The sequence below is a fragment of the Microbacterium sp. NPDC080220 genome, assembly GCF_040686395.1.
GTDB classification, from domain to species: Bacteria; Actinomycetota; Actinomycetes; order Actinomycetales; family Microbacteriaceae; genus Microbacterium; species Microbacterium gawkjiense.
The window spans coordinates 13762-26593 of the sequence record NZ_JBFBOP010000012.1 but is presented as its reverse complement, the minus strand read 5'-3'; the positions used below and the strand labels follow the sequence as shown (position 1 = coordinate 26593).

At 66.9% G+C, this 12832-nt stretch carries 20 protein-coding genes; 3 read left to right on the top strand and 17 right to left on the bottom strand.

Features of this window, described 5'->3' with window-relative positions:
- Positions 1 to 2 precede the first annotated feature (2 nt).
- Genes AB0P29_RS15050 through AB0P29_RS15040 form a run of 3 tightly spaced genes read right to left on the bottom strand, consistent with a single transcriptional unit; the run spans position 3 to position 1686 of the window.
- Positions 3 to 224, bottom strand: coding sequence for a hypothetical protein (locus AB0P29_RS15050; RefSeq protein WP_005052747.1), 222 nt, complete (start codon positions 222 to 224; stop codon positions 3 to 5).
- Complete coding sequence (locus AB0P29_RS15045; protein ID WP_005052750.1) at positions 221 to 1174, bottom strand: DUF3560 domain-containing protein; 954 nt, start codon at positions 1172 to 1174, stop codon at positions 221 to 223. The genes AB0P29_RS15050 and AB0P29_RS15045 overlap by 4 nt, the downstream gene beginning before the upstream one ends.
- Positions 1171 to 1686: a hypothetical protein gene (locus AB0P29_RS15040; protein ID WP_005052752.1), complete on the bottom strand. Its 516-nt coding sequence runs from the start codon at positions 1684 to 1686 to the stop codon at positions 1171 to 1173. Before AB0P29_RS15040 ends, AB0P29_RS15045 begins: the two co-directional genes overlap by 4 nt.
- Positions 1687 to 1862: 176 nt before the next feature.
- Here AB0P29_RS15040 and AB0P29_RS15035 point away from each other — a divergent pair, with 176 nt between their 5' ends.
- The 3 genes from AB0P29_RS15035 (at position 1863) to AB0P29_RS15025 (ending at position 5326) form a co-directional block, all read left to right on the top strand.
- Entirely contained in the window at positions 1863 to 4667 is a 2805-nt protein-coding gene (locus AB0P29_RS15035; protein ID WP_228164380.1) for a DNA methyltransferase, read from the top strand.
- On the top strand, positions 4664 to 4999 hold the full coding sequence (locus AB0P29_RS15030) for a hypothetical protein (RefSeq protein ID WP_005052756.1): 336 nt from the start codon (positions 4664 to 4666) through the stop codon (positions 4997 to 4999). Before AB0P29_RS15035 ends, AB0P29_RS15030 begins: the two co-directional genes overlap by 4 nt.
- Positions 5000 to 5077: 78 nt before the next feature.
- On the top strand, positions 5078 to 5326 hold the full coding sequence (locus AB0P29_RS15025) for a hypothetical protein (RefSeq protein ID WP_043341029.1): 249 nt from the start codon (positions 5078 to 5080) through the stop codon (positions 5324 to 5326).
- A 158-nt stretch (positions 5327 to 5484) separates the two neighbouring features.
- Here AB0P29_RS15025 and AB0P29_RS15020 read toward each other — a convergent pair whose 3' ends face one another.
- The 14 genes from AB0P29_RS15020 to AB0P29_RS14955 form a co-directional block, all read right to left on the bottom strand.
- Complete coding sequence (locus tag AB0P29_RS15020) at positions 5485 to 5760, bottom strand: hypothetical protein (protein ID WP_005052758.1); 276 nt, start codon at positions 5758 to 5760, stop codon at positions 5485 to 5487.
- Positions 5757 to 6041, bottom strand: coding sequence for a hypothetical protein (locus tag AB0P29_RS15015; RefSeq protein ID WP_005052760.1), 285 nt, complete (start codon positions 6039 to 6041; stop codon positions 5757 to 5759). Before AB0P29_RS15015 ends, AB0P29_RS15020 begins: the two co-directional genes overlap by 4 nt.
- Complete coding sequence (locus tag AB0P29_RS15010; RefSeq protein ID WP_005052762.1) at positions 6038 to 6283, bottom strand: hypothetical protein; 246 nt, start codon at positions 6281 to 6283, stop codon at positions 6038 to 6040. Before AB0P29_RS15010 ends, AB0P29_RS15015 begins: the two co-directional genes overlap by 4 nt.
- Positions 6284 to 6293: 10 nt before the next feature.
- Positions 6294 to 6704 carry a hypothetical protein gene (locus AB0P29_RS15005; protein ID WP_005052764.1) on the bottom strand — a complete coding sequence of 137 codons (411 nt, stop codon included), beginning with the start codon at positions 6702 to 6704 and terminating at the stop codon, positions 6294 to 6296.
- Positions 6705 to 6730: 26 nt separating this feature from the next.
- Positions 6731 to 7453 carry an HNH endonuclease family protein gene (locus AB0P29_RS15000; RefSeq protein ID WP_005052767.1) on the bottom strand — a complete coding sequence of 241 codons (723 nt, stop codon included), beginning with the start codon at positions 7451 to 7453 and terminating at the stop codon, positions 6731 to 6733.
- A gap of 11 nt (positions 7454 to 7464) precedes the next feature.
- Positions 7465 to 7668 carry a hypothetical protein gene (locus tag AB0P29_RS14995; protein ID WP_005052768.1) on the bottom strand — a complete coding sequence of 68 codons (204 nt, stop codon included), beginning with the start codon at positions 7666 to 7668 and terminating at the stop codon, positions 7465 to 7467.
- Positions 7669 to 7773: 105 nt separating this feature from the next.
- Positions 7774 to 8649, bottom strand: a complete 876-nt coding sequence (locus tag AB0P29_RS14990) for an ArdC-like ssDNA-binding domain-containing protein (protein WP_005052771.1) — start codon at positions 8647 to 8649, stop codon at positions 7774 to 7776.
- A 105-nt stretch (positions 8650 to 8754) separates the two neighbouring features.
- Positions 8755 to 9708 carry a hypothetical protein gene (locus AB0P29_RS14985; protein ID WP_139833212.1) on the bottom strand — a complete coding sequence of 318 codons (954 nt, stop codon included), beginning with the start codon at positions 9706 to 9708 and terminating at the stop codon, positions 8755 to 8757.
- Positions 9709 to 9712: 4 nt separating this feature from the next.
- Positions 9713 to 10036 (bottom strand): DUF3846 domain-containing protein, encoded by a 324-nt coding sequence (locus AB0P29_RS14980; RefSeq protein ID WP_005052776.1) that lies wholly within the window; start codon positions 10034 to 10036, stop codon positions 9713 to 9715.
- An 84-nt stretch (positions 10037 to 10120) separates the two neighbouring features.
- On the bottom strand, positions 10121 to 11524 hold the full coding sequence (locus AB0P29_RS14975) for a hypothetical protein (RefSeq protein WP_005052778.1): 1404 nt from the start codon (positions 11522 to 11524) through the stop codon (positions 10121 to 10123).
- A 110-nt stretch (positions 11525 to 11634) separates the two neighbouring features.
- Positions 11635 to 11763 (bottom strand): hypothetical protein, encoded by a 129-nt coding sequence (locus AB0P29_RS14970; protein WP_005052780.1) that lies wholly within the window; start codon positions 11761 to 11763, stop codon positions 11635 to 11637.
- Positions 11760 to 12041, bottom strand: coding sequence for a hypothetical protein (locus tag AB0P29_RS14965; RefSeq protein WP_005052783.1), 282 nt, complete (start codon positions 12039 to 12041; stop codon positions 11760 to 11762). Before AB0P29_RS14965 ends, AB0P29_RS14970 begins: the two co-directional genes overlap by 4 nt.
- Positions 12038 to 12319 (bottom strand): hypothetical protein, encoded by a 282-nt coding sequence (locus tag AB0P29_RS14960; RefSeq protein WP_043341033.1) that lies wholly within the window; start codon positions 12317 to 12319, stop codon positions 12038 to 12040. The genes AB0P29_RS14965 and AB0P29_RS14960 overlap by 4 nt, the downstream gene beginning before the upstream one ends.
- Positions 12320 to 12390: 71 nt before the next feature.
- Positions 12391 to 12702 carry a hypothetical protein gene (locus tag AB0P29_RS14955; protein ID WP_363380994.1) on the bottom strand — a complete coding sequence of 104 codons (312 nt, stop codon included), beginning with the start codon at positions 12700 to 12702 and terminating at the stop codon, positions 12391 to 12393.
- Positions 12703 to 12832: the final 130 nt, after the last annotated feature.

Below are 12832 nucleotides of genomic sequence, written 5' to 3'. Positions count from 1 at the left end.
GCTCAATCTGGGTTGCTGAAGAAGTCGATCACGAGCGCGATGGTGATGGGGACGAGGATCACCGCCGCGGCGGTGACGATGATGCGATCGAGGATCGGCGCGGCGAGGATCCCGAGCCACCCAGAGAGGACCGCGGCTGCGATGTACAGCAGCGCGATTACGAGACGGCGGAGCCAACGAGTCGTGGGCTCCGGGATCGTGCGGGGGCGGGCGGCGATGGTCATGAGATCGCTCCGCTCTGGCCGGCACGGTGCTCGCGGATGTGCGTGTAAGGGACTGTGCCGCGGTGGCCGTAGGCGTCGACGATGGTGGCGCTCTTCGGGTTGGTGCGGGTTACGGTGCACCAGGCGCCGAAGTACTTGATCTGGTCGCCGACGCTGATGGTGTCCTTGCTGTGGTCGGTGGCCGCGCCGGTCGCGACCTGCTCGGCGCGGACCTCCTGCCAGTAGGTGAGCTGATCGTCGGTCGCGGCCAGCTCCCTCTCGAGCCGTTCGGCGTAGGCGCCGGTGGCTGCAGCCGTGACCTCGACATACCCGCCAGGAAGGGTGCGGCTTGACCCGTCGAGACGTCGACGGATGCCGGCGCGATCTGCGCGGAGCTTCTCGATCCGGTTCGCCACGGTGATCGGCGCATACCGTGCATCGGTCGCCGCGGCCGCGACGTCGGCACGCACCTGGGCGCGCCGTGCCGCCGCGTCGGCGTCGATGGAGCGGCGGATCGCCGCGTCCGCCTTGCCGATCGCTCGGCGGTGGCCGGCCTCCGAGTGGTGTCCGACCTTGATGGGCTCGCCACCTTCGGGGAGGCGTCGCAGCGCGCGGGCCGCGCGCTCTGCCTCTTCGGTGGCGTCCTGGTGTCGTCGATCTGCGCGCACCGCCAGGGCGGCAGCGCGATCGTTCCTGCGGTCGACCAGGTCAGCCTCGACGACGGCCGCGGCCCGGCGTTCATAGTCGATCGAGATCTCGACGACGAACCCGGCAGCGGTGAGCTGCTCGGCGGTGCGGTTGATGATCGCGATCTTCGGTTCGCGGTCGCGGGAGTGGGGGATGTACCAAGATCCGAGCGCCCGGCTCCACCGCCAGCCGTTGGCCTTGAGAGTATCGGCCGTGCCGTCGCCCCGGCTGGTCCCTTCGATGAGGGTGCCTTCCGCGGCCGCGTGGATGATCGTGAGCATCATGGCCGGCTCCCTTCCCGCGCGGCCGCGTCGTGCGTGAGAGGGTGGCGGAATCCGATCTCCCGTTCCCAGACCTCGGCGGCGCGATGCAGGCCCTCATACTCCTTCACGCCCAGGTGGTCCGGGGAGTCGACGAGCGGGCGGTGAGCGAACCGTCGCGCGATCGCGTCGCCGAGGCGTTCGACGAGGTCACGCGCAGGGGACTGATCCCATCCGGGGTGATGGCAGGAGACTTCGGCGAGCAGTAGACGGCTGCGCTCGATCTGCAACGCCTGCTCGTCATCGGCATGGGGGACGATCTCGGCGACCGGCTGCCATTCGTAGCGCGGTGCGGCGATGTGCTGCTTGATCGCGTAGCTGACGCTCGCGTAGTTCTCATCCCAGAGGCTCTGACCCATCCGGTCGGCGTTCTCGGCGAGCTCGCGCGGAGTGCTGCTGCGGTAGGCGGGTGTGGAAATGTAGGCGGCGGTGACCAACAGGTCGATGGTGTCGCGGTTCACGGGAAACGCGCGCATGATGACCCCCTCAGGTGGTGAATGTGACATTCACTACCCTAGAATCAGTCGGCGCTCATGTCAAGACGTCGTCGTCGTCGTCGTCGCTGTGGTGGTGGCGCCAAGCAGCCGCCACGCTGCGGACGGAGGTCGGGTAGTACCGGGTGCGAGTGGTCTGGCCGGATAGCGTTGGGATCGTGCCGAAGTCGTTGTCGATGAATGAGATCCGAGCCCGCGCTGCGCAGTTCACCCGTGACTGGCAGGACGAGCCCGGCGACGAGCGACAGCAAGCGCAGTCCTTCGTCCGGGATCTGCTCGGCGTGTACGGGATAACCCAGACCCGCGCGGCGTTCTACGAGAAGCGTGTCAAGCGCTCGTCGACCGGCTCGCGCGGATACATCGACGCGCTGATCCCTGGTCTCGCGCTGATCGAAATGAAGTCCGCCGGCAAGGATCTCGTCGCGGCTGAGCAGCAGGCGCTCGACTACATTGACGACCTTCCTGACCCGGAGGTTCCTCGGTGGGTAATCACGAGCGACTTCCGCCGGTTCCGTCTGCTCGATCTCCACGCTGAGAGCGAGGGTGTGCAGGAGTTCGCCCTGACCCAGATGCGGGATCGCGCTGACGTGCTCGCCTTCCTCGCCGGGTACGGTGAGCGCACCTTCGGATCGAAGGCGCAGGAGTCTGCGTCGATCAAAGCGGCAAAGCTGATGGCGTCCCTCTACGAGGCCCTCGAGGGGTCTGGGTACGACGATCACGAGGCGTCGGTGTTCCTGGTGCGCACCTTGTTCGCCCTCTACGCCGATGACGCCGGAGTGTGGGATCGCGATCTGTTCCTCGAGTTCCTCGAGACCCGCACCGCGACGGATGGTTCCGACCTCGGGCCTCAGCTGTCGTTGCTGTACCAGGTCATGGGACGTGAGCCGTCTCGTCGGCAGTCAAACCTCGACGAGCTAATCTCGCGATTCCCCTACGTCAACGGTGGAGTCTTCGAGGAATCGGTGTCGATCCCGTCGTTCGACGCAGGCATGCGTGACCGGCTGATCGCGGCTGCAATGTTCAACTGGTCGGCGATCTCGCCGGCCATCTTCGGCAGCCTCTTCCAGGCCGTCAAAGACAAGACCGCTCGGCGTGAGCTCGGCGAGCACTACACCACCGAGACCAACATCATGAAGGTCATCGGCCCGATGTTCCTCGATGAGCTGCGGCAGCGGTTCACGGACGGGTACCACGACACCGCCAAGCTCAAGAAGCTGCGTGCGGACATGGGGCTGATGCGATTCCTTGATCCGGCGTGCGGCTGTGGCAACTTCCTGGTGGTCGGCTACCGACAGATGCGAGCCCTCGATCTTGAGGTTCTGCTGCGGATCCAAGAGCTGTCCGGTGAGACGGCCCGCACAATGTTCTTCACCGAGGAGCACCTCGCCGTGCGGCTGTCGAGCTTCCACGGGATCGAGCTCGAGGAATGGCCCGCGCAGATCGCAGCGACGGCGCTGCACCTGGTGGAACACCAGGCAAACCAGGCGATGGAGCTGGCGCTTGGATCTGCACCAGATCCGCTGCCGCTGGACAAGATCAAGAGCATCGTCGTCGGCAACGCGCTGCGTGTCGACTGGGCAGCTGTCCTACAACCGACTGAGCACCTGTACATCATGGGCAATCCGCCCTTCCTCGGCCACGCCACCCGCTCGACCGAGCAAGCGCAGGAACTTCGCGACGTGTGGCGGAGGGACGACATCGGTCGGCTGGACTATGTCACCGGCTGGTACGCGAAGGCTCTCGAGCTGCTCGGCCGTCCCGGCTACCGAGGCGAGTTCGCGTTCGTCTCGACAAACTCGATCGCACAGGGAGAGCCGGTGCCAGCGCTCTTCGGCCCTGTGTTTGCCGCAGGGTGGCGCGTCAAGTTCGCGCACCGGACGTTCGCGTGGACCAGTGAAGCGCCCGGCGCTGCGGCAGTGCATTGCTCGGTGATCGGTTTTGACCGGCCGTCGAGGAAGAGAGCGCGGCTGTTCGACTACTCAGGAAACCTCAAGGGCGAGCCCGTCGAGATCCCCGTCGTGGATCAGCTCAACGGATACCTGGTCGACGGTCCCATTGTGCTAATCGATCAGCGGCGAAGCCCGCTGGCGTCGGCTCTCCCTCCGATGGTGTTCGGGAACATGGCTCGCGACGACGGCAATCTCCTGATCGAGCCGGCCGACTATGCGGAAGTGATGGCAGATCCGATCGCCGCGAAGTACGTCCGGCCGTTTGTCGGCGCCCGACAGCTCATCCACAACGAACCCCGGTGGTGCCTGTGGCTCGTGGATCTTGACCCCAGCGACATCGCCCGATCCCCGATACTCCGCGGGCGGCTGGATGCCGTGCGTCAGTTCCGCGCAGCGTCGAAGGCCGAGTCCACGCGACAGATGGCGGACACGCCGCACCTGTTCGGTCAAAGGTCGCAACCCGACACGCCCTATGTCTGTGTGCCGCGGCATGTGAGCGAGACACGCAAGTTCTTCCCGACCGCCCTGTTCACCCCTGATGTGATCTGCGGTGACGCGAACTTCAAGGCAGACGACCCAGACGGCCTCGCCTTCGCAGTGATCTCGTCGTCGGCATTCATCACCTGGCAGCGCACTATCGGCGGTCGCCTTGAGTCTCGTCTGCGCTTCTCGAGCACCCTGACGTGGAACACTTTCCCCTTGCCCGCCCTCACCGACACGCAGCGTGCCGCCATCATCGCCGGGGGGCAAGCCGTTCTGGATGCGAGAGCGCTACGCCCAGAACGCTCGCTCGCAGACCACTACAACCCCCTCGCGATGTCGCCCGAACTGCTCCGGGCGCATCGTGAGCTCGACACTGCTGTCGACAAGGCCCTGGGCCTGCGGGGGATAGCGACGGAGGCTGACCGACTGCGAGCGCTGTTCGCCAGCTATGCGAAGCTCACCACGGTCGACGAGCTCGCGATGCCGAAGAAACGTCCCCGCAAGGCGACAGCAGCGAGTGCGGCATCGTGAGCTGGCCGTACCCGACCGTCCGCGTCGATGGGACCGCGACGGTCGATGAGGAAGGGGAGAATCAGGTCTGCGCCTGTGGCAATGATTCGTGGACTCAGGACTGGCGGAGCGCCGATCGTCTTGGGCGTCTTGCCTTCGATGCTGCTGGTTCGGCCGACCCCGACGAGTTCGCGGTCTGCCCAGTGTGCGGCCGTGTGTATCCCAACGCTGCTCTGTTCCACGGCGCCGCGGCCGCGGTGGCTCGCTATGAGATCACTAGTGCCGAGTTCATTGCTGCGCTACAGCGGTATGACCACGACGCCTACGGATCCGGCGGGTCGCTGACGAGCTGAGTCACGCGGTCGTCGTCGGCACGGGGCTGTCGGTGCGCCGGCATAGTGTTCGCTGTTGTGGTGCAGCACTGGTCTCCGATGTCTCAGCTGCAGGCGTCGCCGGAGCCGGGGATCTGGTACGTGTTCGACCACAGCAAGAGGATCGCGATCATCCGCCATGTCGAGATCCGCGGCCGTAGGCTGCTGCGTTCCGTGACGTTCGATCGCGATCCCGAGCGGCGAGTGTTGATCGGCTACTTCCCCGACGATGCAATGAGGCTCGCTGTCGAGTGCACCTGGTCGGAGTATGTGAGGGCGACTGGTCCACCGGTGAGCAATCGTCGATGATCGCGTGCCACCGGGGCAAGAGAAAACGGCACCCGGCCGGAGCGTGGAAATTGTCACATTCACCAACGATCCAACTGAGGAGGAGCCATCGCCCCGAGGGGCGGAAGGGAACCTGCTCAACAGCCGGGTGCCGCGCCTTAGTGTACCGCGCGGGGCGGTCAGAGCGGGGTGGATTGGAGGAGCTCGTCAGCGACTCGGTCGAGCAGCTGAGGGGTGAGCTGCTCGTGGCGTCCTGCGCGCTTTATGGCGTCGATCGTCGCGAGGATCGTGGTGTGCGCGTCCGGTGCAGAGGGGATGGTCTTCTGTGCCTGTCGGATGCGTGCGCTGAGCTCAAGGATCGCGGTCTCGTCGCGTTCATTGTTCGCGTAGCCGGCGGCGAGCTCGAGCGACTTGTGTAGCAGGCGGGTCTCGGTGGTGGTGAGCGGTGCGGTCATCGTGTCCTCGTGTTCAGGAGATCTGCGGTCAGTCGGGCGAAGCGTGTGTCGACGTCGCGCTGGTCGGGGAGATCGACGTCGGCCGCGATGGGTCGGGCGTCGTAGAAGTGGTGCCGGATGACGCGGCCCCGGTGGTCGACCAGGCCCTCACCCTCGCCCTCGATCGGCTCGAGCAGAGCGACGATGGTGACGGCGAGCTCGCGTGCTGTCGCGCGCTCCCGGATGAGGGCATGATCTCCGAGGCGCAGTGCCGGCCACGCAGTGAGCTCGGGGTCGGTCATGAGGGTGTTCCTTCCTTGCTTCTGGGGGAGGAGCGGCGTAGCCGCCGAGCGGATTTGGGGAGGGGTTCGTTGCGAGGCAGCTTCGCGAGGCGCCAGTCATCGCGGACGGCGATCGCGGCGGCGAAACAGGTCATGAGCGTGGGGTGGTGGTGGTTGGCGCATCCGGCGCGGGTCTGACATCCGAGGTCGTAGCCCTCGGGGCTGCCGTGGATGATCTGTCGAGCGACCTCGTCGGAAAGCATGGCCTGGTCCTCAGTCGAAGCTGGCGTCGATCAGGAGGTCGAGCGCGTCGGCGAGCTCACGGAGCCTGTAGCTGCGTCGACCGGCGATGACGTGGCCGAACAGGTTGACGAAGTGCAGCTCGCGAGTGGTGGTGTCGGCGACGGCGACGGTATGGACGTCGTGAGCGTCGATGTACTGCCAGCTGATGATGTAGTTGCGGCCGGCGACGTGCGCTTGAGCCCAGCGGAAAAGCAGTGCACCGAGCGGACCATCTTCGGATGCGCGGGTCGAGTAGGGGTCGGCTGGCACGATCGCGTCGACGGAATGGAAGCCGACAGAGGAGCGGGAGATCTCGTAGCTGTCCAGCGGGATGTCGAGGAAGAGATCGTTGTAACGGGTGCCGGTGTCATCGGTGATGACGATGTTGTTCAGAGTGCTCATCGTTGTCAGTCCTCTCGGGTGGGGGGTCATGCCGCGCAGCTGGCGAGCTGCGCGCGGAGCGTGGAGTAGTCGGCCGGGTTGACCGTCAGCTGGTAGGCGGTGAGGACGTCGACGAAGCGCGCAGCGTAGGCGCATCCGTAGTCCGCGTTCGGGGGCATCCATTCGGAGGGGCCGCGATCGCTCTTCGACTGGTTGGTGCTGCCGTCCGTGGCCTGCAGATTGAGAGGATCGTTGGCGAAGCGCTCACGCTGGGCCTCGTCCCATTCGTCGGCGCCCTGACGCCACCCCCACGCGAGCGGCACGACATGGTCGATCTGCACGAGCTCACTCGTGCCCTGGCCGCGCTCGAAGGCGATCGTGAGCCCGGTGTAAGGGTCGTGAAGCGTTCCGGTGAGGACGACGCAGTCGTGTGTGCCGGGCTTGGTGGTGATGTTCTCGAGCGCGGCCGCGAGTGCGTCGTTGCGCTGGTCACAGCCGTTGCGGTCGATGTCGGCCCAGCGTTGCCCGAACGCGTCACGGTCGTAGCTGTCCTGGTCGGCTGCATCGGCCACGACGAGCTGCTCGAGCTCATCGAGGGCTGCGGCGGCGTCCGCGGAGATCTCTGCGGTAGGCACAGGCACAGGCGCGGGCGCGGTGTCGGTGAGGTCGCTGACGCCGGAGGGCTGGCTGGTGATCGCGATCGCGCCAGCGAGCAGGGCGACGACAACAGCGCCGGCGGCGGAGGCGAGGCGTGTGGTTCGGCGGTTCATGAGTGGTCCGTTCAGAGGAAGAGGGCGGCGCCGAGTACGACGGCCGCGGCGACCGCGGCGACGCTGAGGAGAAGGGTGACGAGGAACTTGAGGCTGCGCCGTACCGTGCGCTCTGCGCGGCGTGCAGTGTCGACGGTGACGAGGATGCCGACGAGGCCGCCGCTGCCCAGCAGAAGGGGAGCGAAGTCGCGGGCGGTAGACAGGGCGAGATCCATGGGTTCCTCCGGGGTATTCGTCTAGGGGTATAGGTCGCAGTTCGGGGTGTTCGCGGACAGAGATTCTCGGGGGCGGGCATAGGCGAGCCCGCCCCCCGAGGGCTGTTACGCGGCCGCGGCCTGGTCGTCGGCGCCGAGCATGGCGTCGGCGATCGCGTTGACGGCACGGAGGACGTTGCCGGCGACGCTGCGGATGAGGTCGACGTCACCGCCGGCCCATCCTGCGACGTACCCGATCGACCACGCGGACGTGTCGAGTCCGAGGAGGCCACCGGCGCAGTACGCGACCGACTCGGCTTCGGTCTCGATCACTCCGCGGTGCTCGCGGGTGCTGCCCTCGTCGAAGTGCAGAAGTGCGTGACTGATCTCGTGCAGGAGGGTCTTGACGCGCATGGCCGGTGCCATCTTGCTGTCGACCCGGATCTGTCGGGCCTGGCCATCGGTGTACCCGTTGAGCCCGTCCTGTGCGATGTCCTCGAGCGCGACATCCCAGCCCTGCGCGGTGATGAAGTCGGCGAGCTGGTCGAAGAGGCCTGCGACGTCGTCGCCCTCGAGGTAGATGGCCGGCTGCTCGGGGAGCGGCTCGCCATCGGTGTCGCGGACGTCGAACACGGAGAGCACCGGGTAGATCACTCGACTGCTGGTGGACTCTTCTCCGGTGGCCTCGTCGACCTCGACGATCCGCTTGGTGGAGTAGCCGAAGATCTTGATCGACTTCGCGCCCTTGACGACGTGACGGCCGAGGGTCTCCCACTGGCGGTAGCCGAGGCAGTGGGTGCCGCCCTGCGCGAGGATGAGCATCTGGTTGGAGAACGAGCGCCGGCGGACGATGCGCGCGAAGCGCAGCCAGGCCTTCCAGTTCTCGCTCTCGGCCAGCGTGGCGACCTGTGCGGTGAGCTGCTCGTGGAGCGCCTCGGCCTGTGCGCGGCGCTCTTCCGGGGTGCGGCGGGTGGTGCCGCTGCGGCGGGTCTTGGTGGTCATGGTGTCCTCCCTCAGAGTGGACGAGTAGTGAATGTGACATTCACTAGTATGAGGCATTCGATATGCCCCGTCAACTCCGATTTGCACCCGCCTGCAGCGGGGGTCTCAGCCCGGAAGGATGTCGGTGGCGGCTTTGGGGTACGCGGTGCGCGGCAGCCCGATCGGCAGCCGGCGACGCTGGGAGCTGCTGCCAAGAGGGAAGGCGTATCGGAAGTTCCCCGGATGCCTGATCTTCGTGACATCGAGCGCGGCGAGCGCCTCGCGCAGCCAGGCTCGCGGGTCTTGCCCTGCGCGGCGGATGGGGGCGCCGAGCGAGACCAGGTGTCGCTCGGCGGCGTCGGCGCCTCGCTCCTGTCCTCTTACCTTGGACAGAGATCTCTCGGAGAGCACGAGGCCGCGGCGGGGGAGGTAGTTCAGGGTGCGTGCGGTGCTGCGGCCGAGGGCGATCGCGTTGACGCTTTGGTATATCCCGCCGATGTGGCCGGGCGAGGTCTGTTCGATGCGCTCGATTGTGGTGCCGTTGTCGAGGGTCTCGGTGATCTGTCGGCGCCGTGGCAAGGGGTCGGCGAAAGAGACGACGCCGCGGATGCCCCGGTCGTAGGCGTGGCGGAAAGCGCGTGCGAGGAACCAGGATTCGGCGTTCGCGGGTGTGTCGGTGAGTACGAATCGGCCGAGCTCGATGCTCTGTTCGTAGGGCTCGAGCGTGCCGAAGACGGAGCTGAGGACTCCTCTGCTCATCGGGGTGGAGAAGGTGGCGACGCCGACCAGTGCCATCTCGTCGACCATGGCGCCGTTGATGGGGAAGCGGTCGTCGCGGGTGAGCAGCCCGATCGAGAAGCGTGCTGCGGGGAAGGATGCTGCGTAGTGCTCGTCGATGACGAATGCTCGCGCGGCGGCTTCCGTGATCGGGGCCACCTGGTATAGACGGGGGTCGAACCCGCCTTCGGAGATGTGGCGCCACGAATGGGCGCCGCGAGACCAACGCTGGCAGTAGTCGCTCGCGGGGGAGGAGGGCGGCTCGGCCGGCATGAGTACCGGCCGAGCGTTCAGGGTGGGCATGAGGTCAGATCTGCGCAGCGATCGCGCGGAGCTGCTCGTCGACGTCGGGGGCGACGTCGATCCACTCACCGGTCCTGGGGTGCAGCCCGACGATGAGCGCGGTGCTGAACAGCAGTGCGCTGCGGCCGTGCTCGGTCAGGTAGAGCGAGGCGAGCAGGTTCGGCTCTGTGACCTTGAGACCGGCTTCCTCGTCGACGAGCAGTGCGTGGCCGTTGGTCAGGCGGAGCTCTGCGACCCAGCCGCCGATCTCGCGCTGGTAGTCGGGCAGCTCGTCGATGCGGATGGTGTCGATCTCGCCAGCGGGGGTGATCTTGATGGCCGTTGTCATGGAGTCCTCCTCAGATCAGAACGGTAGTGAATGTGACATTCACTGATGGTACGCGGGCGACGTACCCTCGTCAACCGCCGTGGACTAGAGGAGTGCTGAGTCGACGCGGCAGCACTTCTGCTGCGCATAGGGGCGTTCACTCAGCGGCATCCAACCCGGTTCCCTTCGCCGAATGAGCCGGGGATGCCCGGCTTCCCCCTCCGTGGTCATGTGGGGGCCGGCGTTGGTCCAGCAGTTCTGCGCGCGCGTCTCGCACCACAGCGCGAGCCGCGCTTCGCGGGGGAGGCAGGCACGATGTGTCCACCAGGCGCGCTTCTCGCCGTAGGGTCCGAACTGGTGGCCCTCGCTGTGCGCGATCGCGTCGTGGACGGCGCGGAAGACGTCGTTGGCGAGCATCGGCGCCCGCTCGCCCGTGGGCAGGGTGACCGTAACGCTGCGAGCCATCGGATGATCCGGCGGAAGGGCCCCCTCGCTGTGCTGCGAGACCTCGGTGCGGAAGTAGAACAGGTGCTTGTTCTCGCGGAGATCGGCCAGCATCGCGGCAGAGTCGGCGTAGGGTTGCTCGGTCTCGCCGTGCCAGGGCTCGAAGGTGTAGCCGGCTTCTGTGAGCATGTCCCACTGAGCGCCGATGTGCTGCCGCAGTGATCGGTAGGAGCGGGCGACCTGCGGGTGCGCGGGCTCGTGCGGTGCGGCCGCGTATGCCCTCGCTGCAGCGATGTCGTCGAGCTCGGTCAGTCGGGGGATCGGCGTGCGCTGTGGGAAACCGTGCGCATCGGCGTACCGCTCTCTGAGCGACTGGATCTCCTTGATCGGCTGGTGGTGACGGTAGCTGTCGTTGCCGGGCACGAAGGCAACGTGCGCTCGAGCGAAGGTGGGTTCTGTTCCGAGACGGGCGGCGATCGCGTTCACGGCGGATGCCGGCAGCGGATACTCGGCGGGTTCCGCGATCTCGAGCTTGCCGTCATAGAGCCTGCCTCCCGGTGCGCCGGCGGCGCGGAGAATGTCGAGGGTCTCCTGGACCTGCTGCTGCGAGCCGGTGCCGGCGGCGAAGCTGTAGACCCGGTCGGGGCCGTCAGCGTCGAAGTACCCGGCCATGATGCTGTCCTGCTCATACCGCCCCGCCAGCTCGCCGGCCCAGTCGGTGACCTGCTCGAAGCTGTCCGCGTGGACGATGTAGGCGCCTGCAGGCTCCGACGTGCCCTCCCAGAGCCCGTCCGCGTGCTGCAGCTCGGAGATCTCGATCCCGTGACGTTCCGCGGCCGCGCGCAGGGTGTCTTCGTACTCGATCCACTCGTCGGTGTCCCAATAGCTGGGGCGCGAGCTCATCCGCATCAGCTCGCCCGAGACCGGCCGGAACGGGGTCGCGCCGATGAAGGCCTCAAGCTGCTTCTCGGCGTTCCGCTCGCGCTTCTCGGCGCGGCGACGCCGCTGCCCTTCGGCCGTCGACGACGGGCACCGCCGCCCTCCGTGGTCGATGTCGTCGCACATGGCCTCTCCCGTTCGTCTGCTGGGTATAGGCCGGGGTTGGGGGTGTTCGCGGACAGAAATCGGGGCCCCGCCGGTCGGCAGGGCCCCGATGAGGGCGGCATGGTCAAACGTCAGCCGTTGAGCTCCTCCCACACCTGGTAGGCGCGGTGAAACTCCGGGCTGTCATCGTCGCCGTCACGCACGAGCTGGTCGAGGTACTCGTCGAGCTCAGCCTGGGAGAGCTGGCGGGGATCCTTCATCCTTCGGCTCCCGCCTCGGCAGGCGGGCAACTGCACCGTGCACGCGGCCGCGAACCGTTCCAGTTCCCGACGTAGAACAGCGCGCACGGCCATTCGTGCTCGCCGCGGCGCCGCAGCCTGGGGACGGTCACCGTGAGCTCGCTGCCCAGGCTCAGCGCGTCCATGATGTCGTCCGCGATGTAGCCGGCCTCCTCGTCCGCCTCGTCCGTGTGCTGCTGGATCGTGCGCACGATCGTTGCGCGCACGTCCAGCGTGACGGTCGGCGATGCCTCGTTCATCGGGTGTCCTCGTCGGGGTCCACACGCTGGATCGCCTCGTGCAGGCGGGCCAGTCGGTCCTCTCGCACGATGATGACGAAGACCACCGCAATGCCGGCAAGAGGCAGGAGCACGATCGGGGCGGGGACCACGATCACCACGCCGACAGCGAGCAGCACGATCGGCAGGATCACCCTCAGCGTTGCGCGGCGGTGCTGACCGAGCTCGTTCCTGATGCGATCCTTGATGACCCCGTCCTGCTGTGCGAAGGCGGTGGCCGGGTCCGAGGAACGCAACATGCTCCGGATTGCGCGAGTTGTCCACTCGCTCAGCGTGCGCTGATGCCGATCCCTACTACTCTCACGCCCGGTCATCGCGTGTACTCGCTCGGGGACGGGATCGGCAGGTCAGGATCGCGGATCTCGTACTGCCGGTCCTCCACGTAGGCCGCGTACTCGTCTGCGAAGTCGTATGCCTCGGCCTCGCTGTGCCCTTCCTGGCGCGCATGATCGAACGCGCTCCGCCACGGCTGACCGGTCGAATCGAGCGGCGGGTACAGGCGGTCGATCAGCACCTGATTCGCAGCGTCGTCGATCCTTCCGCGAGCCTCGGCGTCGGCGATCGCTCTCGCAGTCGCATGTGTGCCGTCTCGCAGCCGCGACAGATCACTCGAAGAGGGCACCACCCGCGCATAGGTGCAGTCGTCCCACCGGCAGTAGGTGGTCGTCTCCTCTGGCGTGAGCGGGCGGGGAGTGACGCTCACCAGCGCGGCGCCGCGTCCGCACACGGGGCATCGTCGAGCCTCCGCGCTG